Here is a 25923-nt window from a genome sequence, read left to right as displayed (position 1 = left end):
AAATGATTAAGCACACTATTCTAAGTGATCCGCGGAAGGTAATGAAATTTTTGCCCCCTTTCATTGCTAAACAATTTTTAAGTATTTTTCACGGGACGACCTGACGCACTCTGGTAAAATCCCTGCGGCGATTTGTATGACGAAAAGACATGGTAATGAAAGCAGACTCTCCCTCTTTTGAAGAACAACAGTTCCGACGCGCGCAACACCGGATCAGCATCCGGCGCTTGCTTAACCGCGATAAGACACCGCTGGCAATTTTACTGGCCGCCGCTGTAGTCGGTACGCTCGCCGGGCTGGCGGGGGTCGCCTTTGAAAAGGCAGTCAATGCGGTGCTGAACTGGCGTATTGGTACGGTGGCCGGTTTCGCCGACAAAGGATGGCTGGTCTGGGTCTGGGCGTTCGGGTTGTCCGCGCTATTTGCCATGGTGGGCTACTTTCTGGTGCGTAAATTTGCGCCGGAAGCGGGCGGTTCCGGGATCCCTGAAATTGAAGGCGCGCTGGAAGAGCTGCGCCCGGTGCGCTGGTGGCGCGTCATCCCGGTGAAGTTTATCGGCGGCATGGGAACGCTTGGTGCGGGTATGGTGCTGGGCCGAGAGGGGCCAACCGTGCAGTTGGGCGGGAACGTCGGGCGCATGGTGGGGGATCTGTTCCGGATGCGCAGCGCGGAAGCGCGCCATACGCTGCTGGCGACAGGTGCCGCAGCGGGGCTTTCGGCGGCGTTTAACGCGCCGCTGGCGGGGATCCTGTTTATCATCGAAGAGATGCGCGCCCAGTTCCGTTACAACCTTATCTCGATCAAAGCGGTCTTTACCGGTGTGATCATGTCGAGCATTGTGTTTCGCATTTTCAATGGCGAAAGCCCGGTGATCGAAGTGGGCAAACTGACCAATGCGCCGGTCAACACGCTGTGGCTGTACCTGATCCTCGGCATGATATTCGGCATTGTCGGCCCGCTGTTTAACACTTTTATTCTGCGTATGCAGGATATGTTCCAGCGCATCCACGGCGGGAATACCACGAAGTGGGTGTTGATGGGCGGTCTGCTGGGCGGCCTGTGCGGCGTGCTGGGGTTCATTGAACCGAACGCGGCGGGGGGCGGGTTCGGGCTGATCCCGATTGCAGCTGCGGGCAACTTCAGCGTGGGTCTGCTTCTGTTTATGTTTATTTCTCGCGTCATCACGACGGTGCTCTGTTTTTCCTCCGGTGCGCCCGGCGGTATCTTTGCTCCGATGCTGGCGCTGGGGACGCTGCTTGGTACTGCCTTTGGCATGGCCGCTGAGGTCGGTTTTCCGGCATACCATCTGGATGCGGGTACCTTTGCCGTTGCCGGGATGGGAGCGCTGCTGGCGGCCTCCCTGCGCGCGCCGCTGACCGGCATCGTGCTGGTGCTGGAGATGACGGATAATTACCAGCTCATTTTGCCAATGATCATTACCTGTCTCGGCGCGACACTATTAGCCCAATTCCTGGGTGGAAAACCGCTATACTCCACCATTCTTGCACGCACCCTGGCGAAGCAGGAGGCAGAACGGGCCGCAATGCAGAATACTTGAATGAATTACCAGGGTATTAGATAATGACAAAAAGAATTGGGTGAATTTTACCCAATTGCAGTAGCAGTATTCATGGGAGCATAAGATGAGTGATGACGTAGCGTTGCCGCTGGAGTTTACCGAAGCAGCAGCCAACAAAGTGAAAACCCTGATTGCCGACGAAGACAATCCGGATCTGAAACTGCGTGTCTATATTACCGGTGGCGGCTGCAGCGGCTTCCAGTATGGTTTTACCTTTGACGACCAGGTTAACGACGGCGATATGACTATCGAGAAACAGGGCGTCGCGCTGGTGGTTGACCCGATGAGCCTGCAATATCTGGTGGGCGGTTCGGTAGATTACACAGAAGGTCTGGAAGGTTCACGCTTTGTGGTGACGAACCCAAATGCCACCAGCACCTGCGGGTGTGGGTCTTCGTTCAGTATTTAAGCGGGGGCGGGCTGATGCCCTCACACCGGCCCTCTCCCACAGGGAGAGGGAAAAAAGATTAAAAACGGTAACCTTGCGGTTACCGTTTTGCGTTTATCTTCCATTCTCATCCAGCGCGAACGTCGGCAATTTAAGGTGCCAGCGTATCGCCGCCAGACGTATCGCCAGCGTCACCACCATTCCCAGCATGGCTGAATTTTCCAGCGGTATCGCAAAGGTATAGTACGCCGTGGCGTGTACAATCCCGCCAATAATGCAGGCCGTAGCATAGATTTCGGTACGCAGGATCATCGGCACTTCTCGTGCCAGAATATCGCGAATAATCCCGCCGCCTACGCCAGTCAGCACGCCCATGCAGATGGCAACCATGGGCCCTGTACCCGCATTAAAGGCTTTATTCACCCCAATGCCGACAAACACAGCCAGCCCGACGGCATCCAGCACCGGGAGGATCCATTTTGGTAAGCGGCGGGGCTGGCGAACCAGCACGATGGTTAACAGGCAGGTGACCATCGCCACCACCAGATCGGTGGGATCTTTCACCCAAAATACCGGGCCATTATCCAGCGCCATATCGCGGATCGTTCCACCGCCTACGGCGGTCACCACGCCAAGCACCAGCACGCCAAACGGATCCATGCGCAGCTTTCCGGCGAGCAGAACGCCGGAGATAGCAAAAACGGCTGTGCCAAGAATATCCAGCCAATAAACGAGCATCGTTAAATCCTCGAAGGGGGTCTTATGTTAATGACTCTCGGCCAGAGCGGCACAGAGTTGTTTTGCGGCGAGGATAATACGCGGGCTGGCGCGTTCAAACCAGTCGCTGGTGAGGGGGATCACCGGAATTTTTAGCTGGCTTTGCCAGAATTGTTCAATTTTAGGAATCTCGCTCGCATTTCCGACCACAACGATCGCCTGTGGTCGGCGAGCCAGAACCTGTTCCCGGCTGACCTGAGGCCACGGTATCCGGCTGGCCGCAAAGATATTTTCTCCGCCGCACACTTCCAGGACCTGATTCTGAATGGAGCCTTTTCCGGTGGTGAACAGCGGCTGGCTGCCAAACTGCAAAAAGATGCGCTTTTTAACGGGGGTATCGTATTTTGCTTTGAGTGCCGCATAGTCGCTGAGCAGTTGTTTTGCCGCATCCTCGGCTTTGGCCGGGGTTGGGCTGTAGGGCGCCAGAGCGCGTAACGCCTGAGCGACCTGCTCAATGCTCACGGCATCCACCCACATGACCTTGATCCCAAGCGACGTCAGTTGATTAACCTGCCGCTCTGCGTTACCGCCACGCCAGGCGAGCACGAGATCGGGCTTAAGCGCCACGATGCGCTCAAGGTTCATCCCTTGCCAGGTTGCGACCTGTTCAATATGCGCGGCCTGCGGTGGGTAATTGGAAAAGCTGCTTACACCAACGGGGATGATACCGGCGGCAAACGCCAGTTCGGTGTTAGCGGGGGAGAGGGTAATCACACGCGGCGCGGCGCAGAGCCAGGCCGGTGCGAGCAGAAGCAGGGCGACCAGCGCCCTGACGGCATGTTTAGCCACGAGCCAGTTTCTGCACAAGGCTCTCCACCATCACGGTGGACTGTTTTGCCGCGACAACCAGGAATTCGTCGAAGCTGATATGAGACTGCTGATCGGCCACGTCAGAGATGGCGCGGACCACCACGAACGGGACGTTGAAATTATGGCAAACGTGGGCAATCGCGGTCGCTTCCATCTCAACGGCGATAGCCTGCGGGAAGTTGTGACGGATTTTTGCCAGGCCGACGGAGCCATTGATGAAGGCATCACCGCTCACAATCAGGCCGCGTACGGCGTTGAGGTTCAGCTCAGCAATGCACTCTTCTGCCGCCGCAACCAGCTTATCGTCGGCCTTAAAGCCGGCCGGGCAACCTGGAAGCTGACCGTATTCGTAGCCGAATGCGGTAACGTCTGCATCGTGGTAACGCGCTTCATCGGAGACGACGATATCACCCACTTTCAGGGTCGGTGCCAGACCGCCTGCAGAGCCGGTGTTAACGATCACGTCTGGCTTGCAGCGCTCAAGCAACAGCGTTGCGCCCAGCGCAGCAGCAACCTTACCGATGCCTGATTTCAGCAGAGCCACGTCAACACCGTTCAGTTGACCGGTATAGATCTCACAACCCCCCAGAGAGAGAGTCTGACGGTTCTCAATTTTGTCACGCAGCAGCGTAACTTCTTCTTCCATTGCACCAATAATGCCGATTTTCATAGATTTACTCGCGATGTGCCTTGTTAAGATGCATAGTCTATCATGCGCTTAAGGGGAAACGCATTCTCACGCGGGGGAGCACATGTCACAGATCGATTTTCGCACCAAAATTAACTGGCACCGACGTTTCCGTTCGCCGCAGGGTGAAAAGAGCGAACATGAGATCCTGCGTATCTTCGAAAGCGATCGCGGGCGGATCATTAACTCGCCTGCCATTCGTCGTCTGCAGCAAAAGACCCAGGTGTTTCCGCTTGAGCGTAACGCTGCCGTGCGCACACGCCTTACCCACTCAATGGAAGTTCAGCAGGTGGGGCGCTACATTGCCAAAGAGATTTTAAGCCGTCTCAAAGAGCAGCGCTTGCTGGAAACCTACGGTCTGGATGAGTTGACCGGGCCCTTTGAGAGTATTGTTGAGATGGCCTGCCTGATGCACGACATCGGCAACCCGCCGTTTGGTCACTTTGGCGAGGCGGCGATCAACGACTGGTTCAGGCAGCGACTCTTCCCGTCGGATGCCGTCAGCCAGCCGCTCAGTGATGACCGCTGCGTGGTGCGGGATTTACGCCTGCGTGAAGGCGAAGACGGGCTAAACGATCTGCGTCGTAAAGTGCGTCAGGATCTCTGTCATTTTGAAGGCAATGCGCAGGGGATACGGCTGGTGCACTCCCTGATGCGCATGAATCTGACCTGGGCACAGGTGGGATGCATCCTCAAATATACCCGTCCCGCCTGGTGGATGGGCGAAACGCCCGCTTCGCACAGCTATCTGATGAAAAAGCCGGGCTATTACCTCTCCGAAGAGGGCTATATTGAGCGGTTACGTAAAGAACTTTCATTGACTGCAAATGGCCGCTTCCCATTGACGTGGATTATGGAAGCCGCCGATGACATCTCCTATTGCGTTGCTGACCTGGAAGACGCGGTTGAAAAAAGAATATTTAGCGTCGAGGAGCTTTATCAGCATCTTTATGATGCATGGGGGAAACATGAAAAAGGTTCGCTGTTTGCCCAGGTGGTCGAAAATGCCTGGGAAAAATCGCGTGCAAATACATTAAGCCGGAGCACCGAAGATCAGTTCTTTATGTATTTGCGGGTCAATACATTAAATAAACTGGTGCCTTACGCCGCCTCGCGCTTTATTGATAATTTGCCGATGATTTTTAGCGGCGAGTTCAATCATGCCTTGCTGGAGGATGACAGTAGCTTCAGCCAGTTGCTTGAGTTATATAAACATGTCGCGATGCGTCATGTATTCAGCCACCCCGATGTCGAACAGTTAGAGCTGCAGGGATACCGGGTAATCAGCGGCTTACTGGAAATATATCGCCCTCTGCTGCAATTGTCGGTCGATGAATTCAGCGAGCTGGTGGAACAAGAGCGCGTGCGACGAATACCGATTGAGTCCCGGCTTTATCAGAAACTTTCTACCCGTCATCGTCTGGCTTACGTTGAAGCCATCGGCAAACTGGATCGCCACTCACCGCAGTGGCCGGTGCTCGAATATTATTATCGCTGTCGTCTCATCCAGGACTATATCAGCGGAATGACCGATTTGTATGCCTGGGATGAGTACCGCAAGCTGATGGCGGTGGAATAATCCCGGAGTTTTGTAAAGACGACCAATAAATTTTTACTTTTTCCATAAACTTATCGCCGGAACTAAGCGGTATAAAACGAATCTGAGTTACACAGCAATTTTGCGTTATCTGTAAATCGAGATTGAGAAACATGAAAAAAACCACATTAGCAATGAGTGCACTGGCTCTGAGTTTAGGTTTAGCGCTGTCTCCTCTGACTGCTACTGCAGCCGAGACCGCGTCATCGGCAGCAACCGCGCAGCAGATGCCAAGCCTGGCACCGATGCTCGAAAAAGTGATGCCATCGGTGGTGAGTATTAACGTTGAGGGCAGCACGACCGTCAATACGCCGCGTATGCCGCGTAACTTCCAGCAGTTCTTCGGCGATAACTCGCCGTTCTGCCAGGACGGTTCGCCATTCCAGAGTTCTCCGTTCTGTCAGGGCGGTGGCGCAGGGGATGACGGCCAGGGCGGCGGCCAGCAGCAGAAATTCATGGCGCTTGGCTCGGGGGTTATTATTGATGCCGCGAAAGGGTATGTCGTTACCAACAACCACGTGGTGGATAACGCCAACAGCATTAAGGTTCAGCTGAGCGACGGGCGTAAATTTGACGCCAAAGTGGTGGGCAAGGACCCACGCTCTGATATCGCACTGATCCAGATTCAGGATCCTAAAAACCTGACGGCGATTAAAATTGCCGACTCCGACGCGCTACGTGTCGGTGACTACACCGTGGCCATCGGTAACCCGTTCGGTCTGGGCGAAACCGTGACCTCGGGGATTGTTTCAGCGCTGGGCCGTAGCGGCCTGAACGCGGAGAACTATGAAAACTTCATCCAGACGGATGCGGCGATCAACCGCGGTAACTCCGGCGGTGCGCTGGTGAACCTGAACGGTGAGCTGATTGGTATTAACACTGCCATCCTGGCACCGGACGGCGGCAACATCGGTATCGGTTTTGCTATCCCAAGTAATATGGTGAAAAACCTGACCGCGCAGATGGTGCAGTACGGCCAGGTGAAACGCGGTGAGCTGGGTATCATGGGTACCGAGCTGAACTCTGAACTGGCGAAAGCGATGAAAGTTGACGCCCAGCGCGGCGCGTTCGTGAGCCAGGTTATGCCGAACTCCTCCGCAGCAAAAGCGGGGATTAAAGCCGGGGATGTGATCACCTCCCTGAACGGTAAACCGATCAGCAGTTTTGCCGCCCTGCGTGCCGAAGTGGGTTCAATGCCAATTGGCAGCAAAGTTACCCTCGGCCTGCTGCGTGACGGTAAGGCGGTTAACGTGAGTCTGGAGCTGCAGCAGAGCAGCCAGAATCAGGTTGATTCCAGCACCATCTTCAGCGGTATTGAAGGGGCGGAGATGAGCAACAAAGGTGCAGATAAAGGCGTGGTGGTGAATAACGTGAAAGCGAATTCCCCGGCAGCCCGTATCGGCCTGAAAAAAGGTGATGTGATCATGGGTGCTAACCAGCAGCCGGTGAAAAACATCGCTGAACTGCGTAAAATTCTCGACAGCAAACCATCCGTGCTGGCGCTGAATATTCAGCGTGGTGATACCTCTATCTACCTCCTGATGCAATAATCCTCGTAAGCCCCTGCGTGATGTAAGCAGGGGCTTTTTTGTTTCTGTGACCCTTCCCACAAGTCCATACTTCACTGCCTGATTTTGTGCATTCGCACAATGCGACCGTAACCGAACTCCCCTATGCTTGAGCTCTGCTCACAGGAGGGTTACATGGCTGGCTGGCATCTTGATACCAAAATGGCGCAGGATATCGTGGCGCGCACCATGCGCATCATCGATACCAATATCAACGTAATGGATGCCCGCGGGCGCATTATTGGCAGCGGCGATCGCGAGCGTATTGGGGAATTGCACGAAGGTGCACTGCTGGTGCTTTCCCAGGGGCGGGTCGTGGATATCGATGATGCCGTGGCGAAACACCTGCACGGCGTCCGTCAGGGCATCAATTTACCGCTGCGCCTTGAAGGGGAAATTGTTGGCGTAATAGGCCTGACCGGTGAACCCGAATCACTGCGTAAATATGGCGAGCTGGTCTGCATGACGGCGGAGATGATGCTGGAGCAGTCGCGCCTGATGCACCTGCTGGCCCAGGACAGCCGTCTGCGCGAAGAGCTGGTGATGAACCTGATTCAGGCAGAGGAGCATACGCCTGCGCTGAGCGAGTGGGCGCAGCGTCTGGGTATTGACCTGAACCAACCGCGCGTCGTGGCGGTGATTGAGGTGGATAGCGGCCAGCTGGGGGTCGATAGCGCGATGGCTGAATTGCAGCAGCTACAAAACGCGCTGGCAACGCCGGAGCGCGACAACCTGGTGGCGATTGTATCCCTGACGGAAATGGTGGTGCTCAAGCCGGCGCTTAACGCGTTCGGTCGCTGGGATGCGGAAGATCACCGTCGTCGTGTGGAGCAGTTAATTTCCCGTATGAAAGAGAATGGTCAGCTGCGTTTTCGCGTCGCCCTGGGGAATTACTTTACCGGGCCTGGCAGTATCGCCCGCTCATGGCGTACGGCGCGTACCACGATGATGGTGGGTAAACAGCGAATGCCGGAAAGCCGCAGCTATTTTTATCAGGATCTGATGCTGCCGGTACTGCTCGACAGCCTGCGCGGTGGCTGGCAGGCCAATGAGCTGGCGCGTCCGCTCGCGCGTCTGAAAGCGATGGACAACAATGGCCTGCTGCGCCGGACGCTACAGGCGTGGTTCCGGCATAACGTGCAGCCGCTGGCGACGTCGAAAGCGCTGTTCATTCACCGCAACACGCTGGAGTATCGGCTCAACCGGATTTCGGAGCTGACAGGGCTGGATCTGGGAAGTTTTGACGACAGGCTGCTGCTGTATGTGGCGTTGCAGCTGGATGAACAGCGATGATGTTGTTTGCCGGGTGGCGGCTTCGCCTTACCCGGCCTACATGATGGTTTTCTCCCTCTCCCTGTGGGAGAGGGCCGGGGTGAGGGCATCAGGCCGCACCCAACTTATTTGTTACGCGTTAATTTCTCAAGATCCGCTTCAATCTCGCTGATCTTATTAGTCACAACGCTTTCAAGGTGACGCAGATCGTCAAGGATCTTACGCTTGAGATCGACTTCGGTACGGTCGCGCTGGCAGATCTGATCGAGTTCATCGATCACATAGCGCAGGTTGGGGCTGATTTCCTGAACCTCTTTGTATCCCTGTCCTACACCGTCTGCGACGACGGTCTTACGCTGGCGTGGATATTTAAACTTCACGCTCTTGGCGAAAAACTCTCCTTTGTCCTTGTGAAAATAGATTTTTAAAATGTCGTTGTTGGCTTCCTGGCGAAGGCTGTAACGATCAATTTCATCAGGATTGGTAATGCCCAGACTTTTCAGATTATCGTACATAGCGGTACCCTTGATCTCAACATAACCTTTGAATAATTAACGAAAAAATCTATTTTCGCCACCCTCAGATATGAAAAAAGCGGGGTTGCCCCCGCTTTTTGTTATATCCGATTAATCGATGGTGCGCAGCAATTCGTTGATGCCCACTTTACCGCGGGTTTTCGCGTCCACTTTCTTCACGATAACCGCACAGTACAGGCTGTACTTACCATCTTTAGACGGCAGGTTGCCGGAAACAACCACGGAGCCTGCCGGAACACGGCCGTAATGGATTTCGCCGGTTTCACGGTCGTAAATACGGGTGCTCTGACCGATGTAAACGCCCATGGAGATCACTGAGCCTTCTTCAACGATCACGCCTTCTACCACTTCAGAGCGCGCGCCGATGAAGCAGTTGTCTTCGATGATGGTTGGGTTAGCCTGCAGGGGTTCCAGTACGCCACCGATGCCGACGCCGCCGGACAGGTGAACGTTTTTACCGATCTGCGCGCAGGAGCCCACGGTAGCCCAGGTATCCACCATGGTGCCTTCGTCTACATAGGCACCGATGTTTACGTAGGATGGCATCAGTACGGTGTTACGGGCGATGAACGCGCCCTGACGCACCGCAGCAGGTGGCACTACGCGGAAGCCTTCTTTCTGGAAACGCGCTTCGTCGTAATCAGCGAATTTCATTGGCACTTTATCGAAGTAGCGGCTTTCAGCTCCGTCGATAACCTGGTTATCGTTGATACGGAAAGAGAGCAGCACGGCTTTCTTCAGCCATTGATGAGTGACCCACTGACCGTCGATTTTTTCTGCTACACGCAGCGCGCCGGAATCCAGCAGAGAAATCACCTGGTTAACCGCTTCGCGGGTAACGGTATCCACATTTGCCGGGGTAATCTCGGCGCGACGCTCAAAAGCGGACTCAATAACGTTCTGTAACTGCTGCATTGTTTACTCTTTCCATTTCACTAAAAAACACGTCACCCTTTATCGTTTGGATTGAGGGCTGCTGTCAACCGTTGTTGCACTTCAAGTTGCAGGTCATTATTAAGGGCACGCCGGTCCGCTGTTGCGATTATAAATAAATCTTCTACTCGCTCGCCAATGGTTGTAATTCGGGCCCCGTGAAGCGAAATTCCCAGATCGGCAAAGACCTGGCCGACGCGGGCGAGCAGACCTGGCTGATCCAGGGCAATGAGCTCCAGGAACGATTTACGATCGGTGTGGGTTGGCAGGAAATTGACCTCGGTATCGACGGTAAAGTGGCGCAGTTTCGCGGGCTGACGACGCGGCTGCGGCGGCTGCCAGCTGCGCTGAGTGATGGCCTGCTCCAGACCAAAACGTATCCCCTCATGACGATCCGACGACAGCGGGCTGCCGTCCGGCTCCAGCACAATAAAGGTGTCCATCGCCATGCCGTCGCGGGTGGTGAAAATCTGCGCGTCGTGCACGCTCAGGTTTCGTCTGTCCAGTTCAGCGCATACCGCAGCAAACAGATAAGGGCGGTCCGGGCTCCAGATAAAGATCTCGGTACCACCGCGCGTCGCCTGCGGGCTGAGCAGGATCATCGGCTGCGACAAATCATGCTGCAGCAGATGCCGCGCATGCCAGGCGAGCTGGTTTGGACTGTGACGGACAAAGTAGTTGGCACGACAGCGGGCCCAAATCTGATGCAACGCCTCTTCATCAATGTTGTCCATCCGCAGCAGGGCCAGAGCCTGCAGCTGATGGTGGCGCACGCGCTCACGCATGTCCGGCGTGTTTTGCATTCCGCGGCGCAGCTGTTTTTCGGTCGCAAAGTACAGTTCACGCAGCAGGCTCTGCTTCCAGCTGTTCCACAGCGTTTCGTTGGTGGCGCAGATATCGGCCACCGTCAGGCAGACCAGATAGCGCAGACGGTTTTCTGTTTGTACCTCTTCTGCAAACTGCTTGATCACTTCAGGGTCCTGAATGTCACGACGCTGTGCGGTGACCGACATCAGCAGGTGATGGCGCACCAGCCAGGCCACCAGTTGTGTTTCACGTGAGTTCAGACCGTGCAGTTCGGCAAATTTCAACACATCCTGCGCGCCGAGCACCGAGTGGTCCCCCCCGCGCCCTTTGGCGATATCGTGGAACAGGGCGGCAATCAGGATCAGCTCCGGATGGGTCAGCCGTGGCCACAGCTCAACGCACAGAGGGTGGCGGGAGCGCGTCTCTTCTTTCGCAAAACTCTCCAGCTTGAGCATGACGCGGATCGTGTGTTCATCCACCGTATAGGCATGGAACAGATCGAACTGCATCTGCCCGACAATGTGCGACCATTGCGGCATATAGGCCCACAGTACGCTATGACGGTGCATTGGCAGCAGTCCGCGACTGACGGCGCCCGGATGGCGGAGCATGCTCAGGAACAGCGAACGCGCTTCCGGGATATAGCACAGCGGCTGCGTCAGATGGCGGCGCGCATGGCGCAAATGGCGCAGGGTGGTGGAGTAGATCCCGGTGATCGTGCTGTTGCGGACCATGGTATAGAACATCCGCAGGATCGCTTCCGGCTCGCGCATAAACAGCGTTTCGTCGCGCAGATCGATAAGCGTGCCGCGTAGCTGGAACTCATCATCAATGGGGCGCGGTTTTTCGTCGGCCGTCAGCGCCAGAATAGCTTCGTCGAACAGCTGCAATAGCATCTGGTTGAGCTCGGTAACGCGTCGGGTCACGCGGAAGAAATCCTTCATCATGTGCTCAACCGGTTCGTTACCCTCGCCGCTGTAGTGAAGGCGCTGGGCCACGCTGAGCTGGCGGTCGAACAACAGACGGTTATCGTAGCGATTAAGTTCAAGATGGAGGGCAAAACGAATGCGCCACAGTAGATGCAGACACTCGTTGAGCTCGTTTCGCTCGGCCTCGGTTAAAAAGCCAAAACCCACCATTTCATCCAGCGAGGTGGCGCCAAAGTGGCGACGAGCTACCCACTGTAATGTGTGGATATCGCGCAGGCCGCCGGGGCTGCTTTTGATATCCGGTTCAAGGTTATAGCTTGTGCCGTGATAGCGCTGGTGGCGTTGATTTTGTTCCTCGACCTTAGCGGCGAAGAACTTTTCTGATGGCCAGAAGCCGTCGCTGAATATGTGTTTTTGCAGTTCCAGGAACAGCGCGACGTCGCCGATCAGCAGGCGGGTTTCAATCAGGTTGGTGGCAACGGTCAGATCCGATAGTCCCTCCAGCAGGCACTCTTCCAGGGTGCGTACGCTGTGGCCGACTTCCAGCTTCACATCCCAGAGCAGCGTCAGTAATTCGCCAATCTTCTGCGCCTGTTCGTCCGGCAGCTTTTTGCGGCTTAAGATCAGCAGGTCAATATCGGAAAGCGGATGCAGCTCACCGCGGCCATAGCCCCCGACGGCAACCAGCGCCACGTCGCTGACCTGCCCGAACCCGTACTCAATCCACAGGCGTTGCAGAAGCTGGTCAATAAATTCGGTGCGCGCTTCAATGAGCTGTTCGGCGGAAATGCCCGCATCAAACGCGCTTCCCAGCCAGCGCTGGAAGACATCCATATGGGCTTTGATGCCGGCACAGCTCAGCTCGTGCTGCGCCCAGACGCCCGGGTTATCGGGCTGGTCGGGGAGGGTGGGGAGTGCTGTGTTAGCATACTGTTCGGGTAATAGATTACTCATCGTGCGCCACCCATAAGAAAAAGCTATCGCCATTAAAAAAGCCGGCATTTGCCGGCTTTTTTATCATTCATCGTGCGTCAGTATTGCCGGGATGGTGTCATCCTTGCGCAACGTCATAATTTCGCAGCCGTTGTCTGTTACCACAATAGTATGCTCGTACTGTGCAGACAAGCTTCTGTCTTTGGTTTTCACCGTCCAGCCATCTTTCATGGTACGGATACGGTAGTCACCCGCGTTGACCATCGGCTCGATGGTGAAGGTCATCCCTTTTTGCAGCACCACGCCGCCGTCATCCGCATCGTAGTGCAGAACCTGCGGCTCTTCGTGGAAGACGCGGCCAATGCCGTGACCACAATATTCGCGAACCACGGAGAAACCTTCCGCTTCGACAAACTTCTGGATAGCGGCACCAATGGTGCGCAGGCGAATGCCCGGTTTCACCATCTTCAGCGCCAGGTAGAGGCTCTCCTGCGTCACTTTACACAGGCGCTCGCCCAGGATGGTTGGCTTGCCCACGATAAACATCTTCGAGGTGTCACCGTGGTAATCATCTTTAATGACGGTGACGTCGATGTTGACGATGTCGCCATCTTTCAGCAGTTTTTCGTCATCCGGAATACCGTGGCACACCACTTCATTTATAGAAATGCAGACGGATTTCGGGAAACCGTGGTAGCCGAGGCAGGCGGAGACCGCGTGCTGCTCGTTAACGATATAGTCGTTACAGATGCGGTCCAGCTCGCCGGTGCTGACGCCCGGTTTCACGAACGGCTCGATCATTTCCAGCACTTCCGCGGCCAGACGACCGGCGACGCGCATCTTTTCAATTTCTTCAGGGGTCTTAATAGAGATAGCCATGTAATCTGTCCATCGGTGTCGATTTTTTCGACAATACTAGTCTAAGTACCGTCAATGGTATCAGTCAGGCGCACCCCGTGCCAAACTGAGAATCATTAACAGCACACTACGCCAACAATTATTGGTTTCTGGTCGTGATTTGTGGTATAAAGCGCGCCGGACTTCCGATCCATCTCAGATACACAGGCTGGACGGGAGCGATATATCTCACTTTGTGTAACAACACACACGTATCGGCACATATTCCGGGGTGCCCTTCGGGGTCGGTAATATGGGATACGTGGAGGCATAACCCCAACTTTCAATATAGAGGTTTTAAACATGGCAACTGTTTCCATGCGCGACATGCTCAAGGCTGGTGTTCACTTCGGTCACCAGACCCGTTACTGGAACCCGAAAATGAAGCCTTTCATCTTCGGCGCGCGTAACAAAGTTCACATCATCAACCTTGAGAAAACTGTACCAATGTTCAACGAAGCCCTGGCTGAGCTGAACAAGATCGCTTCCCGTAAAGGTAAGATTCTGTTCGTTGGTACTAAGCGCGCTGCAAGCGAAGCTGTGAAAGATGCTGCTAACAGCTGCGACCAGTTCTTCGTGAACCATCGCTGGTTGGGCGGCATGCTGACCAACTGGAAAACTGTTCGTCAGTCCATCAAGCGCCTGAAAGATCTGGAAACCCAGTCTCAGGACGGTACTTTCGACAAGCTGACTAAGAAAGAAGCGCTGATGCGCACTCGTGAGCTGGACAAGCTGGAAAACAGCCTGGGCGGTATCAAAGATATGGGCGGCCTGCCAGACGCGCTGTTCGTAATCGATGCAGACCACGAGCACATCGCAATCAAAGAAGCTAACAACCTGGGTATCCCGGTATTCGCTATCGTTGATACCAACTCCGATCCGGACGGTGTTGACTTCGTTATCCCGGGTAACGACGACGCAATCCGTGCTGTTAGCCTGTACCTGAGCGCTGTAGCTGCTACCGTTCGTGAAGGCCGTTCCCAGGATCTGGCTTCTCAGGCGGAAGAAAGCTTCGTAGAAGCTGAATAATAAGGTTTCACCCCTTATTAGTACCGTGTATGAATAGGGGCCCATTATCGGCCCCTTTTTTCAATTTATACTGTTTGGCCGCAGGCCGGGCAGTTCACATCTCCCGAGGATTTAAGAATGGCTGAAATTACCGCATCCCTGGTAAAAGAGCTGCGCGAGCGTACTGGCGCAGGCATGATGGATTGCAAAAAAGCGCTGACTGAAGCGAACGGCGACATCGAGCTGGCAATCGAAAACATGCGTAAATCCGGTGCGATCAAAGCAGCTAAAAAAGCAGGCAACGTTGCTGCTGACGGCGTGATCATCACTAAAATCGACGGCAACTACGGCATCATTCTGGAAGTTAACTGCCAGACTGACTTCGTTGCTAAAGATGGTGGTTTCCAGGCATTTGCTAACAAAGTTCTGGACGCAGCTGTTGCTGGCAAAATCACTGACGTTGAAGTTCTGAAAGCACAGTTCGAAGAAGAACGTGTTGCGCTGGTTGCTAAAATCGGTGAGAACATCAACATCCGTCGCGTAGCTTCCCTGGAAGGCGACGTTCTGGGTTCTTACCAGCACGGTGCGCGTATCGGTGTTCTGGTTGCGGCTAAAGGCGCTGACGAAGAGCTGGTTAAACAGCTGGCAATGCACATCGCTGCAAGCAAACCAGAATTCGTTAAACCAGAAGACGTGTCTGCTGAAGTGGTAGAGAAAGAGTACCAGGTTCAGCTGGACATCGCGATGCAGTCTGGTAAGCCAAAAGAAATCGCAGAGAAAATGGTTGAAGGCCGCATGAAGAAATTCACCGGCGAAGTTTCTCTGACTGGCCAGCCTTTCGTTATGGATCCAAGCAAATCCGTTGCTCAGCTGCTGAAAGAGCACAACGCTGACGTAACTGGCTTCATCCGCTTCGAAGTGGGCGAAGGCATCGAGAAAGTTGAGACTGACTTCGCAGCAGAAGTTGCTGCAATGTCCAAGCAGTCTTAATGATGAAAAAGGAGCCGCCTGAGGGCGGCTTCTTTTTGTCACCCGTCAGACGAAAATCAGACAGGATCCCGTATCGCTGTGCTGGTATGCGACATACTATGTCGCCAGAATTAACCCCCATCTTAATCGTTGACAGTCTCAGGAAAGAAACATGGCTACCAATGCAAAACCCGTGTACAAACGCATTCTGCTTAAGCTGAGTGGCGAAGCGCTGCAGGGATCGGAAGGCTTCGGTATTGACGCAAGCATTCTCGACCGCATGGCACAGGAGATCAAAGAACTTGTCGAACTGGGTATTCAGGTCGGCGTGGTCATTGGCGGTGGCAACCTTTTCCGTGGTGCTGGTCTGGCGAAAGCGGGGATGAACCGCGTTGTGGGCGACCATATGGGTATGCTGGCAACCGTGATGAACGGTCTGGCAATGCGTGATGCGTTGCATCGTGCCTATGTGAATGCCCGCCTGATGTCCGCTATTCCTTTGAATGGCGTTTGTGATAACTACAGTTGGGCAGAAGCGATCAGCCTGCTGCGCAACAACCGCGTGGTGATCCTCTCCGCCGGTACGGGTAACCCGTTCTTTACAACCGATTCCGCTGCCTGCCTGCGCGGTATCGAAATCGAAGCCGATGTGGTGCTGAAAGCAACCAAAGTGGATGGCGTGTTTACCGCCGACCCGGCAAAAGATCCCTCTGCCACTATGTACGATCAGCTGTCCTACAGCGAAGTGCTGGAAAAAGAGCTGAAAGTGATGGATCTTGCCGCCTTCACGCTGGCTCGCGACCACAAACTGCCGATCCGTGTCTTCAATATGAATAAGCCTGGCGCACTGCGCCGCGTGGTCATGGGCGAAAAAGAAGGCACATTGATCACGGAATAATTTCCGTCGGCGATAAATACAGGTAAGATTCCGCTTTATTTTGAAGTGGTATCTTACCCGGACGCGCCATTGGCGTTGTCATGAATTAAACGCGACTATACTTAGCACACCTGTAGCACTGTGCTGGCGGATAGTCTGCCTGAGACAAGTTTTCAAGGATTCGTAACGTGATTAACGACATCAGAAAAGATGCTGAAGTACGCATGGAAAAATGCGTAGAAGCGTTCAAAACCCAAATCAGCAAAATCCGTACTGGCCGTGCTTCTCCAAGCCTGCTGGATGGCATCATCGTAGAGTACTACGGTACGCCTACCCCTCTGCGCCAGCTGGCGAGCGTGACCGTGGAAGATACCCGTACGCTGAAAATCAACGTGTTCGATCGCTCTATGGGCCCGGCGGTTGAGAAAGCGATCATGGCATCTGACCTCGGTCTGAACCCAAGCTCTGCGGGTGCTGATATCCGTGTTCCACTGCCTCCGCTGACCGAAGAGCGTCGTAAAGACCTGATCAAAGTCGTGCGTGGCGAAGCTGAGCAGGGTCGTGTTTCCGTGCGTAACGTCCGTCGCGACGCTAACGATAAAGTGAAAGCGCTGCTGAAAGAAAAAGAGATCAGTGAAGATGACGATCGTCGTTCACAGGACGATATTCAGAAAATGACTGACGCTGCCATCAAGAAAATTGATGCGGCGCTGGCAGATAAAGAAGCGGAACTGATGCAGTTCTGATTTCTGTCTTACACTGATAAACGCCGTTCAGAGGGACTTCGGGTCTTGCTGGCGGCGTTTTGCTTTTATCTGGTCTAACTTTTTTCGGGCATCTCATGAAGCATTTAACTCTCCTTGGCTCAACCGGATCTATCGGTTGCAGCACTCTCGACGTTGTACGCCACAACCCTGCGCTTTACACCGTGACAGCACTGGTGGCCGGGAAGAATGTGCAGCGAATGGTCGAGCAGTGTCTGGAGTTTACGCCCCGCTATGCGGTAATGGATGACGAAGAGAGTGCCCACCAGCTGAAAGCCGCTCTGCAAGAGAAGGGCAGTCGTACTGAGGTTCTGAGCGGGCAGCAGGCTGCCTGTGAGATGGCCGCGCTGGACGAGGTCGATCAGGTGATGGCCGCCATTGTTGGCGCGGCCGGGTTGCTGCCGACGCTGGCCGCCATCGATGCCGGTAAAGATGTTCTGCTGGCGAATAAAGAGTCGCTGGTAACCTGCGGACGTCTGTTTATGGAGGCGGTTAAGCAGCGCGGAGCACGTCTTTTGCCGGTCGACAGCGAGCACAACGCCATTTTTCAGAGTTTACCGCAACCTTTTCAGCAGAACCTGGGGTACGCTGACCTGGAGCAGAATGGGGTTGTATCGATTTTGCTTACCGGGTCTGGTGGCCCGTTCCGTGAAACGCCACTGTCTGAACTGAGCGCAATGACGCCGGATCAGGCGTGCCGTCATCCGAACTGGTCAATGGGGCGTAAGATCTCCGTTGACTCTGCCACTATGATGAACAAAGGTCTGGAATACATTGAAGCTCGCTGGCTGTTTAACGCGTCGGCGAAACAGATGGAAGTGCTGATCCACCCGCAATCGGTGATTCACTCGATGGTGCGCTATCAGGACGGCAGCGTGCTGGCACAGCTGGGAGAGCCGGATATGCGTACGCCAATTGCACATGCAATGGCATGGCCTGAACGCGTGAAATCTGGCGTAAAGCCACTCGATTTTTGCAAGCTGAGTTCTCTGACGTTCAGTGAACCTGACTACGATCGTTATCCGTGTCTTAAGCTTGCAATGAATGCCTTTGACCAGGGGCAGGCGGCGACGACGGCACTCAATGCAGCCAATGAAATTACCGTTGAAGCATTTCTGAATCAGCAGATCCGTTTCACCGATATCGCTATGCTGAATTTGTCGGTACTGGAGTTGATGGATCTGCGCGAACCACAAAGCGTGGAAGAGGTGCTGGCGGTGGATGAGCAGGCTCGTATTATTGCGCGCAAACAGGTGACACGTCTCGCAAGCTGGTGATAAAGCAAGCACTAGTCGTCGTGCTATTTGTTAGCGTTGGGCTTCGGTGATATAGTCTGCGCCACCTGATCGCAGGTATTTGACTTTAAGTGGTCAGGTAAGCCGTGGTTTGACACGGCTTTTTTACGTATAGGCTTCAGTATTCCTGAGTACCGTTAAATCCTTTTCAGGGACTAAAAACGCGTTATGTTGTCTGCGAATCAACCAATAAGCGAAAACTTGCCAGCTCATGGCTGCCGTCATGTAGCAATCATCATGGATGGCAATGGCCGCTGGGCGAAAAGACAAGGGAAGATACGAGCCTTTGGGCATAAAGCTGGGGCGAAATCTGTTCGCCGCGCCGTCTCTTTTGCCGCCAATAACGGCATTGATGCGTTAACGCTCTATGCTTTTAGCAGTGAAAACTGGAATCGACCTGCGCAGGAAGTGACTGCGTTGATGGAACTGTTTGTGTGGGCGCTCGACAGCGAAGTAAAAAGCCTGCACCGCCACAACGTGCGCCTGCGTGTCATTGGCGAAACCAGTCGTTTTAACTCACGTTTGCAGGAACGGATTCGTAAAGCAGAAGCGCTGACTGAAAATAACACGGGTCTGACGCTGAATATCGCGGCGAATTACGGTGGACGCTGGGATATTATCCAGGGGGTTCGGCACCTGGCCGAACAGGTTCAGGAAGGGTTGTTGAGACCCGACCAAATTGATGAAGACGCGCTGAGCAAGCAAATCTGCATGAATGAACTGGCACCTGTGGATTTGGTAATTAGGACAGGGGGAGAACATCGCATAAGTAACTTTTTGCTATGGCAAATTGCCTATGCCGAACTTTACTTTACGGATGTGCTTTGGCCCGATTTTGATGAACAAGACTTTGAAGGTGCGCTGCATGCCTTTGCCAATCGAGAGCGTCGTTTCGGCGGCACCGAGCCTGGTGGCGACAAAGCCTGATGGGGGTAGCTTTTGCTGAAGTATCGCCTGATTTCCGCTTTTGTATTAATACCCATTGTCATTGCGGCGCTGTTTTTACTGCCCCCGGTGGGATTTGCTATTGTCACGCTGGTGGTGTGTATGCTGGCCGCGTGGGAATGGGGACAGTTTAGCGGCTTTACATCGCGCAGTCAGCGGGTATGGCTGGCGGTACTCTGTGGCTTGATCCTGGCCCTGATGCTGTTTACCTTGCCGGAATATCACCATGATATTCACCAACCACTGGTTGCCGGGTCCCTGTGGGTATCGTTGGCCTGGTGGATCGCCGCCCTTGTTTTGGTGCTTTTTTATCCAGGCTCCGCGGCGTTATGGCGCAACTCAAAAGTGCTGCGCCTTATATTTGGTCTTCTTACCATCGTGCCTTTTTTCTGGGGCATGGTGGCTCTGCGCGCCTGGCACTACGACGAAAACCACTACAGCGGTGCGATTTGGCTGCTTTATGTGATGATTCTGGTCTGGGGGGCTGACTCTGGGGCCTATATGTTTGGTAAACTGTTCGGCAAACATAAACTGGCTCCGAAGGTGTCGCCTGGTAAAACCTGGCAAGGATTCATCGGCGGCCTGTTTACGGCAGCGATTATCTCCTGGGGCTATGGCGTCTGGGCGAATCTGGACATTGCACCGTCAATACTGCTGGTGTGTTCGATTTTTGCCGCGCTGGCCTCGGTACTCGGTGATTTAACCGAAAGTATGTTCAAGCGAGAAGCAGGGATTAAGGACAGCGGACACCTGATTCCAGGGCATGGCGGGATACTGGATCGCATTGACAGCCTGACAGCGGCTGTTCCCGTGTTTGCTTGTCTGCTTTTACTGGTATTCGGGACGATTTAACGGAAGGTTTTATGCTGAGCATTCTCTGGAATCTGGCGGCGTTCATTGTTGCACTGGGTGTACTGATTACCGTGCATGAATTTGGCCATTTCTGGGTTGCTCGCCGTTGCGGTGTGCGCGTAGAGCGGTTCTCCATCGGTTTTGGCAAATCACTCTGGACGCGTACCGACCGTCACGGCACGGAATTTGTCATCGCCCTTATCCCGCTCGGTGGCTACGTCAAAATGCTCGACGAACGTGTTGAGCCTGTGGCCCCTGAGCTTCGACACAGCGCGTTTAACAACAAAACCGTTGGACAACGTGCCGCCATCATTGCTGCCGGACCGGTAGCCAATTTCATCTTTGCTATCTTCGCTTACTGGCTGGTGTTTATCATCGGCGTTCCGGGCGTGCGTCCGGTTGTCGGTGAAATCGCCCCCAATTCCATCGCGGCGAGTGCGCAAATTACGCCGGGGATGGAACTTAAAGCGATTGATGGTATCGAAACCCCTGATTGGGATGCCGTGCGACTGCAACTGGTAGCCAAAATCGGTGATGAGCAGACCATGGTCAGCGTGTCACCGTTTGGTTCTGACCAGCGACAGAATAAAGTGCTGGATTTGCGTCACTGGGGTTTCGAACCAGACAAAGAAGATCCCGTCTCCGCGCTGGGGATTCGCCCACGTGGTGCGCAGATCGAACCGATATTAGCCGAAGTTCAGGCAAATTCGGCGGCGAGCAAAGCGGGTTTGCAAGCTGGCGACAGGATCGTTAAAGTCGATGGTCAGCCATTAACACAGTGGATGACCTTTGTTACTCTGGTGCGCGATAATCCGGGTACGTCGCTCGCGCTGGAAGTTGAAAGGCAGGGTAGTCCACTCTCGCTGACGCTGATCCCGGATAGCAAATCGGTCGGCAAAAAGGCAGAAGGGTTTGCAGGCGTTGTGCCTAAAGTGATCCCGCTGCCTGATGAGTACAAGACAATACGCCAGTATGGGCCGTTTAGCGCCATCCTTGAAGCCACGGATAAAACATGGCAACTGATGAAGCTGACGGTAAACATGTTGGGGAAATTGATAACCGGTGATGTGAAACTGAACAACCTCAGTGGGCCAATTTCGATAGCTCAGGGGGCTGGGATGTCAGCGGAGTTCGGGGTGATTTACTATCTCATGTTTCTCGCGCTCATTAGCGTGAACCTTGGGATCATCAACCTGTTCCCGCTTCCCGTTTTAGACGGGGGTCATCTGCTGTTTTTAGCGATTGAAAAGCTAAAAGGCGGGCCGGTATCCGAGCGAGTTCAAGACTTTAGTTATCGCATTGGCTCGATTTTGCTGGTGCTGTTAATGGGGCTTGCACTTTTCAATGATTTCTCTCGGTTGTAAGAGAGTTAGTTAGGAAGAACGCATAATAACGATGGCGATGAAAAAGTTGCTCATAGCGTCGCTGCTGTTTAGCAGCGCCACCGTATACGGTGCTGACGGGTTCGTAGTGAAAGACATTCATTTCGAAGGCCTTCAGCGTGTCGCCGTTGGTGCGGCCCTCCTCAGTATGCCTGTGCGCCCCGGCGATACGGTTAATGATGATGACATCAGTAACACCATCCGTGCTCTGTTTGCCACCGGCAACTTTGAGGATGTCCGCGTCCTGCGCGATGGTGATACGCTGCTGGTTCAGGTTAAAGAACGTCCAACGATCGCCAGTATCACTTTCTCCGGTAATAAGTCGGTGAAAGATGACATGCTCAAGCAGAACCTTGAAGCATCCGGTGTTCGTGTGGGGGAATCTCTGGACCGCACCACCCTTTCAGACATTGAAAAAGGTCTGGAAGACTTCTATTACAGCGTCGGTAAGTATAGCGCCAGCGTGAAAGCGGTGGTGACTCCGCTGCCGCGTAACCGTGTTGACCTTAAGCTGGTCTTCCAGGAAGGCGTCTCGGCGAAGATCCAACAGATCAACATCGTCGGGAACCACGCGTTCACTACCGACGAACTGATCTCCACCTTCCAGCTGCGTGACGAAGTGCCGTGGTGGAACGTTGTGGGCGATCGCAAATACCAGAAACAGAAACTGGCGGGCGACCTCGAAACCCTGCGCAGCTACTATCTGGATCGCGGTTATGCCCGTTTCAACATCGACTCGACTCAGGTGAGTCTGACCCCGGACAAGAAAGGGATCTACATTACGATTAACATCACAGAAGGCGATCAGTACAAGCTTTCGGGTGTTGAAGTAAGTGGCAACCTGGCGGGGCATTCTGCCGAGATCGAATCGCTGACCAAAATTCAGCCAGGCGATCTGTACAGCGGTTCTAAAGTAACCAAAATGGAAGACGGCATTAAAAAGCTGCTCGGCCGTTATGGTTATGCCTATCCGCGTGTGCAAACTCAGCCGGAAATCAACGACGCGGATAAAACCGTTAAGCTTCACGTTAACGTTGATGCGGGCAACCGTTTCTACGTGCGTAAGATCCGCTTCGAAGGTAACGACACCTCCAAAGATTCTGTTCTGCGTCGCGAAATGCGCCAGATGGAAGGGGCATGGTTGGGTAGCGACCTCGTTGACCAGGGTAAAGAGCGTCTGAACCGTCTGGGCTATTTTGAAACGGTTGATACCGATACCCAGCGTGTGCCGGGCAGCCCGGACCAGGTTGATGTCGTGTACAAAGTGAAAGAGCGTAATACCGGTAGCTTTAACTTCGGTGTGGGCTACGGTACTGAAAGCGGCGTGAGCTTCCAGGTTGGCGTTCAGCAGGATAACTGGCTGGGTACGGGTTACTCGGTGGGTATCAACGGTACCAAAAACGACTACCAGACCTACTCTGAGTTCTCTGTCACTAACCCATACTTCACCGTTGACGGTGTGAGCCTGGGTGGTCGTATCTTCTATAACGACTTTAAAGCAGACGACGCGGATCTGTCCTCGTACACCAACAAGAGCTACGGTGTAGACGGTACGCTTGGATTCCCGGTTAACGAATACAACACCCTGCGTGCGGGCTTAGGTTACGTGCATAACGACCTGTCCAATATGCAACCGCAGGTGGCAATGTGGCGTTATCTCGACTCTATCGGCCAGTCGGCGAGCACCTCGAGCGATAACAACGGTTTTGCGGCGGATGACTTCACCTTCAACTACGGCTGGACGTATAACCGCCTTGACCGTGGTTACTTCCCAACGCAGGGCTCTCGTGTCAACCTGAATGGTAAAGTGACTATTCCTGGTTCTGATAACGAGTTCTACAAGTTAACGCTCGATACTGCCTCGTACTTCCCGATCGATGACGATCATAAGTGGGTGGTTCTGGGTCGTACCCGTTGGGGCTATGGCGATGGTTTAGGCGGCAAAGAGATGCCGTTCTATGAGAACTTCTACGCCGGTGGTTCCAGTACCGTTCGTGGCTTCCAGTCCAATAACATTGGTCCGAAAGCGGTTTATTACGGCGGTAATGACGAAGATAATTGCGCAAGCCGGGATCCAAAACAGGTTTGTAGCTCTGATGATGCGGTAGGCGGTAACGCCATGGCCGTGGCGAGCCTTGAGTTCATCACGCCAACGCCATTTATCAGTGATAAATACGCCAACTCAGTCCGTACGTCCTTCTTCTGGGATGCCGGTACCGTGTGGGATACCAACTGGGAGAACACTGCCCAGATGCGTGCGGCAGGTGTTCCAGACTACAGCGATCCGGGCAATATTCGCATGTCTGCAGGTATCGCATTACAATGGATGTCACCGCTGGGGCCGTTGGTCTTCTCTTACGCCCAGCCGTTTAAGAAATATGATGGAGATAAGTCGGAGCAATTCCAGTTTAACATTGGTAAAACCTGGTAATTCTCCGCTGCAAAGGAATGCGTTGGCAGTGTAGCGCTGACAACCGGCGATCGGTAAAACGATCGCCTTGCCACGCAAAGAACGGTACCTTCTGGTGCCAATGGGATGGTAAGGAGTTAATTGTGAAAAAGTGGTTATTAGCTGCAGGTCTCGGTTTAGCGATGGCAACTTCTGCTCAGGCAGCAGACAAAATTGCAATCGTCAACATGGGTAATTTGTTCCAGCAGGTTGCACAGAAAACTGGCGTTTCTGCGACTCTGGAAAACGAATTCAAAGGCCGTGCAAGCGAACTGCAGGGTATGGAAAACGATCTTCAGTCCAAAATGCAGCGTCTGCAGCGTGATGGTTCTACCATGAAATCAAGCGAGCGCAGCAAACTGGAAAAAGACGTAATGGCTCAGCGCCAGACGTTCTCCCAGAAAGCGCAGGCTTTCGAGCAGGATCGTCAGCGTCGTTCTAACGAAGAGCGTGGCAAGCTGGTGACTCGCATTCAGACTGCTGTTAAAGCAGTTGCTGCCGATCAGAACATCGATCTGGTTGTTGATGCGAACGCCGTTGCTTTCAACAGCAGCGATGTTAAAGACATCACCGCTGATGTTCTGAAACAGGTTAAATAAGTAATGCCTTCAATTCGACTGGCTGATTTAGCTCAGCAGTTGGATGCAGAATTACACGGTGATGGCGATATCGTCATCACCGCTGTTGCGTCCATGCAATCTGCTAAAGCTGGCAATATTACCTTCATGGTAAGCCCTAAGTACCGTGAACATCTGGCTCAATGCCAGGCGTCGGCTGTTGTTCTGACGCAGGACGATCTTCCGTTTGCCACTGGTGCGGCACTGGTAGTGAAAAATCCCTACCTGACGTATGCTCGCATGGCACAAATTCTTGATACCACGCCGCAGCCGGCGCAAAACATTGCTGCCAGTGCAGCAATCGATCCGACGGCTCAGCTGGGTAACAACGTAGCAGTCGGCGCAAATGCCGTGATCGAGTCTGGCGTCGTACTGGGCGATAACGTCGTCATCGGCCCGGGCTGCTTCGTTGGGAAAAACACAAAAATCGGCGCCGGGACCCGTTTGTGGGCCAATGTGTCCGTCTACCACGAAGTTGAAATCGGCGAAAATTGCCTCGTTCAGTCCAGCACAGTGATTGGTTCTGACGGTTTTGGCTACGCTAACGATCGTGGTAATTGGGTTAAGATCCCGCAACTTGGTCGCGTTATCATTGGCGATCGCGTTGAGATCGGAGCCTGTACCACCATTGACCGTGGTGCGCTTGACGATACCATTATCGGCAACGGTGTTATTATCGATAATCAGTGCCAGATTGCGCATAACGTTGTGATTGGCGACAATACCGCGGTTGCAGGTGGCGTCATCATGGCAGGCAGTCTGAAAATTGGCCGTTACTGCATGATTGGCGGTGCCAGCGTGATCAATGGTCATATGGAAATATGCGACAAGGTCACCGTGACGGGAATGGGCATGGTAATGCGTCCTATCACTGAGCCAGGCGTCTATTCCTCAGGCATCCCGCTGCAACCTAACAAGGTATGGCGTAAAACAGCAGCTCTGGTGATGAATATTGATGATATGAGCAAGCGACTCAAGTCCCTTGAGCGTAAGATCGATCAACAAGACTAAGCGTTCATCTTTTTAACGCTTAATTTCCCGGCCTGTCGGCTT

23 protein-coding genes are annotated in these 25923 nt (G+C 53.8%); 16 read left to right on the top strand and 7 right to left on the bottom strand.

Going from position 1 to position 25923, the window contains the following annotated elements:
* Positions 1-155 precede the first annotated feature (155 nt).
* A complete protein-coding gene (gene clcA, locus VF709_RS10160; protein WP_038418710.1) occupies positions 156-1556 on the top strand; it encodes a H(+)/Cl(-) exchange transporter ClcA in 1401 nt (466 codons plus the stop codon).
* A gap of 85 nt (positions 1557-1641) precedes the next feature.
* Positions 1642-1986 carry an iron-sulfur cluster insertion protein ErpA gene (gene erpA / locus VF709_RS10155; protein ID WP_013095643.1) on the top strand — a complete coding sequence of 115 codons (345 nt, stop codon included), beginning with the start codon at positions 1642-1644 and terminating at the stop codon, positions 1984-1986.
* Between the two features lie 93 nt (positions 1987-2079).
* On the opposite strand, the gene VF709_RS10150 is transcribed toward erpA, so the two are convergent.
* Genes VF709_RS10150 through mtnN form a run of 3 tightly spaced genes read right to left on the bottom strand, consistent with a single transcriptional unit; the run spans position 2080 to position 4222 of the window.
* The gene (locus VF709_RS10150) at positions 2080-2703 is read right to left on the bottom strand and encodes a TRIC cation channel family protein (protein WP_013095644.1); all 624 of its coding nucleotides are present in this window, start codon (positions 2701-2703) and stop codon (positions 2080-2082) included.
* Positions 2704-2730: 27 nt separating this feature from the next.
* A complete protein-coding gene (btuF, locus tag VF709_RS10145; RefSeq protein WP_038418711.1) occupies positions 2731-3531 on the bottom strand; it encodes a vitamin B12 ABC transporter substrate-binding protein BtuF in 801 nt (266 codons plus the stop codon).
* Entirely contained in the window at positions 3524-4222 is a 699-nt protein-coding gene (mtnN, locus tag VF709_RS10140; protein WP_013095646.1) for a 5'-methylthioadenosine/S-adenosylhomocysteine nucleosidase, read from the bottom strand. The genes btuF and mtnN overlap by 8 nt, the downstream gene beginning before the upstream one ends.
* 82 nt (positions 4223-4304) lie before the next feature.
* Here mtnN and dgt point away from each other — a divergent pair, with 82 nt between their 5' ends.
* The 3 genes from dgt to cdaR all read left to right on the top strand — a co-directional run bounded on the left by dgt (position 4305) and on the right by cdaR (position 8698).
* On the top strand, positions 4305-5819 hold the full coding sequence (dgt, locus tag VF709_RS10135) for a dGTPase (protein ID WP_038418713.1): 1515 nt from the start codon (positions 4305-4307) through the stop codon (positions 5817-5819).
* A gap of 131 nt (positions 5820-5950) precedes the next feature.
* A complete protein-coding gene (gene degP / locus VF709_RS10130; protein ID WP_013095648.1) occupies positions 5951-7387 on the top strand; it encodes a serine endoprotease DegP in 1437 nt (478 codons plus the stop codon).
* 153 nt (positions 7388-7540) lie between these two features.
* Positions 7541-8698: a DNA-binding transcriptional regulator CdaR gene (cdaR, locus tag VF709_RS10125; RefSeq protein ID WP_013095649.1), complete on the top strand. Its 1158-nt coding sequence runs from the start codon at positions 7541-7543 to the stop codon at positions 8696-8698.
* A 104-nt stretch (positions 8699-8802) separates the two neighbouring features.
* Here the strand turns inward: cdaR and VF709_RS10120 are convergent, their stop codons facing one another.
* The 4 genes from VF709_RS10120 to map form a co-directional block, all read right to left on the bottom strand.
* The gene (locus tag VF709_RS10120; RefSeq protein WP_008501916.1) at positions 8803-9192 is read right to left on the bottom strand and encodes a DUF3461 family protein; all 390 of its coding nucleotides are present in this window, start codon (positions 9190-9192) and stop codon (positions 8803-8805) included.
* Between the two features lie 111 nt (positions 9193-9303).
* The gene (gene dapD / locus VF709_RS10115; RefSeq protein ID WP_013095650.1) at positions 9304-10128 is read right to left on the bottom strand and encodes a 2,3,4,5-tetrahydropyridine-2,6-dicarboxylate N-succinyltransferase; all 825 of its coding nucleotides are present in this window, start codon (positions 10126-10128) and stop codon (positions 9304-9306) included.
* A 32-nt stretch (positions 10129-10160) separates the two neighbouring features.
* Entirely contained in the window at positions 10161-12836 is a 2676-nt protein-coding gene (gene glnD, locus VF709_RS10110) for a bifunctional uridylyltransferase/uridylyl-removing protein GlnD (protein WP_038418715.1), read from the bottom strand.
* A 63-nt stretch (positions 12837-12899) separates the two neighbouring features.
* A complete protein-coding gene (gene map, locus VF709_RS10105) occupies positions 12900-13694 on the bottom strand; it encodes a type I methionyl aminopeptidase (protein ID WP_013095652.1) in 795 nt (264 codons plus the stop codon).
* Between the two features lie 321 nt (positions 13695-14015).
* Here map and rpsB point away from each other — a divergent pair, with 321 nt between their 5' ends.
* From rpsB to lpxD, 11 genes are all read left to right on the top strand, one after another.
* Positions 14016-14741: a 30S ribosomal protein S2 gene (gene rpsB / locus VF709_RS10100; protein WP_013095653.1), complete on the top strand. Its 726-nt coding sequence runs from the start codon at positions 14016-14018 to the stop codon at positions 14739-14741.
* A gap of 117 nt (positions 14742-14858) precedes the next feature.
* A complete protein-coding gene (gene tsf / locus VF709_RS10095) occupies positions 14859-15710 on the top strand; it encodes a translation elongation factor Ts (protein WP_008501911.1) in 852 nt (283 codons plus the stop codon).
* 151 nt (positions 15711-15861) lie between these two features.
* Entirely contained in the window at positions 15862-16587 is a 726-nt protein-coding gene (gene pyrH, locus VF709_RS10090; protein ID WP_003856194.1) for a UMP kinase, read from the top strand.
* 167 nt (positions 16588-16754) lie between these two features.
* A complete protein-coding gene (gene frr / locus VF709_RS10085; RefSeq protein WP_008501909.1) occupies positions 16755-17312 on the top strand; it encodes a ribosome recycling factor in 558 nt (185 codons plus the stop codon).
* A gap of 95 nt (positions 17313-17407) precedes the next feature.
* Positions 17408-18607 carry a 1-deoxy-D-xylulose-5-phosphate reductoisomerase gene (gene ispC / locus VF709_RS10080; RefSeq protein ID WP_149896554.1) on the top strand — a complete coding sequence of 400 codons (1200 nt, stop codon included), beginning with the start codon at positions 17408-17410 and terminating at the stop codon, positions 18605-18607.
* Between the two features lie 186 nt (positions 18608-18793).
* A complete protein-coding gene (ispU, locus tag VF709_RS10075; RefSeq protein WP_028028110.1) occupies positions 18794-19552 on the top strand; it encodes a (2E,6E)-farnesyl-diphosphate-specific ditrans,polycis-undecaprenyl-diphosphate synthase in 759 nt (252 codons plus the stop codon).
* A gap of 12 nt (positions 19553-19564) precedes the next feature.
* Complete coding sequence (cdsA, locus tag VF709_RS10070) at positions 19565-20422, top strand: phosphatidate cytidylyltransferase (RefSeq protein ID WP_013095657.1); 858 nt, start codon at positions 19565-19567, stop codon at positions 20420-20422.
* An 11-nt stretch (positions 20423-20433) separates the two neighbouring features.
* A complete protein-coding gene (gene rseP / locus VF709_RS10065) occupies positions 20434-21786 on the top strand; it encodes a sigma E protease regulator RseP (protein WP_440231478.1) in 1353 nt (450 codons plus the stop codon).
* A 31-nt stretch (positions 21787-21817) separates the two neighbouring features.
* Complete coding sequence (gene bamA / locus VF709_RS10060) at positions 21818-24235, top strand: outer membrane protein assembly factor BamA (RefSeq protein WP_095907355.1); 2418 nt, start codon at positions 21818-21820, stop codon at positions 24233-24235.
* A 122-nt stretch (positions 24236-24357) separates the two neighbouring features.
* The gene (gene skp / locus VF709_RS10055; RefSeq protein ID WP_013095660.1) at positions 24358-24852 is read left to right on the top strand and encodes a molecular chaperone Skp; all 495 of its coding nucleotides are present in this window, start codon (positions 24358-24360) and stop codon (positions 24850-24852) included.
* 3 nt (positions 24853-24855) lie between these two features.
* The gene (lpxD, locus tag VF709_RS10050; protein ID WP_013095661.1) at positions 24856-25881 is read left to right on the top strand and encodes a UDP-3-O-(3-hydroxymyristoyl)glucosamine N-acyltransferase; all 1026 of its coding nucleotides are present in this window, start codon (positions 24856-24858) and stop codon (positions 25879-25881) included.
* Positions 25882-25923 lie beyond the last annotated feature (42 nt).

Source organism: Enterobacter sp. Lyrl_3 (assembly GCF_051948675.1).
GTDB classification, from domain to species: Bacteria; Pseudomonadota; Gammaproteobacteria; order Enterobacterales; family Enterobacteriaceae; genus Enterobacter; species Enterobacter cloacae.
This window is presented reverse-complemented; position numbering and strand designations above follow the sequence as displayed.

Bases quoted from the DNA above. Each gene is read 5' to 3' on its own strand.
- clcA (WP_038418710.1), top strand. From the start codon at position 156: ATGAAAGCAGACTCTCCCTCTTTTGAAGAACAACAGTTCCGACGCGCG.
- erpA (WP_013095643.1), top strand. From the start codon at position 1,642: ATGAGTGATGACGTAGCGTTGCCGCTGGAGTTTACCGAAGCAGCAGCC.
- VF709_RS10150 (WP_013095644.1), bottom strand. From the start codon at position 2,703: ATGCTCGTTTATTGGCTGGATATTCTTGGCACAGCCGTTTTTGCTATC.
- mtnN (WP_013095646.1), bottom strand. From the start codon at position 4,222: ATGAAAATCGGCATTATTGGTGCAATGGAAGAAGAAGTTACGCTGCTG.
- dgt (WP_038418713.1), top strand. From the start codon at position 4,305: ATGTCACAGATCGATTTTCGCACCAAAATTAACTGGCACCGACGTTTC.
- degP (WP_013095648.1), top strand. From the start codon at position 5,951: ATGAAAAAAACCACATTAGCAATGAGTGCACTGGCTCTGAGTTTAGGT.
- cdaR (WP_013095649.1), top strand. From the start codon at position 7,541: ATGGCTGGCTGGCATCTTGATACCAAAATGGCGCAGGATATCGTGGCG.
- VF709_RS10120 (WP_008501916.1), bottom strand. From the start codon at position 9,192: ATGTACGATAATCTGAAAAGTCTGGGCATTACCAATCCTGATGAAATT.
- dapD (WP_013095650.1), bottom strand. From the start codon at position 10,128: ATGCAGCAGTTACAGAACGTTATTGAGTCCGCTTTTGAGCGTCGCGCC.
- glnD (WP_038418715.1), bottom strand. From the start codon at position 12,836: ATGAGTAATCTATTACCCGAACAGTATGCTAACACAGCACTCCCCACC.
- map (WP_013095652.1), bottom strand. From the start codon at position 13,694: ATGGCTATCTCTATTAAGACCCCTGAAGAAATTGAAAAGATGCGCGTC.
- rpsB (WP_013095653.1), top strand. From the start codon at position 14,016: ATGGCAACTGTTTCCATGCGCGACATGCTCAAGGCTGGTGTTCACTTC.
- tsf (WP_008501911.1), top strand. From the start codon at position 14,859: ATGGCTGAAATTACCGCATCCCTGGTAAAAGAGCTGCGCGAGCGTACT.
- pyrH (WP_003856194.1), top strand. From the start codon at position 15,862: ATGGCTACCAATGCAAAACCCGTGTACAAACGCATTCTGCTTAAGCTG.
- ispC (WP_149896554.1), top strand. From the start codon at position 17,408: ATGAAGCATTTAACTCTCCTTGGCTCAACCGGATCTATCGGTTGCAGC.
- ispU (WP_028028110.1), top strand. From the start codon at position 18,794: ATGTTGTCTGCGAATCAACCAATAAGCGAAAACTTGCCAGCTCATGGC.
- rseP (WP_440231478.1), top strand. From the start codon at position 20,434: ATGCTGAGCATTCTCTGGAATCTGGCGGCGTTCATTGTTGCACTGGGT.
- bamA (WP_095907355.1), top strand. From the start codon at position 21,818: ATGGCGATGAAAAAGTTGCTCATAGCGTCGCTGCTGTTTAGCAGCGCC.
- lpxD (WP_013095661.1), top strand. From the start codon at position 24,856: ATGCCTTCAATTCGACTGGCTGATTTAGCTCAGCAGTTGGATGCAGAA.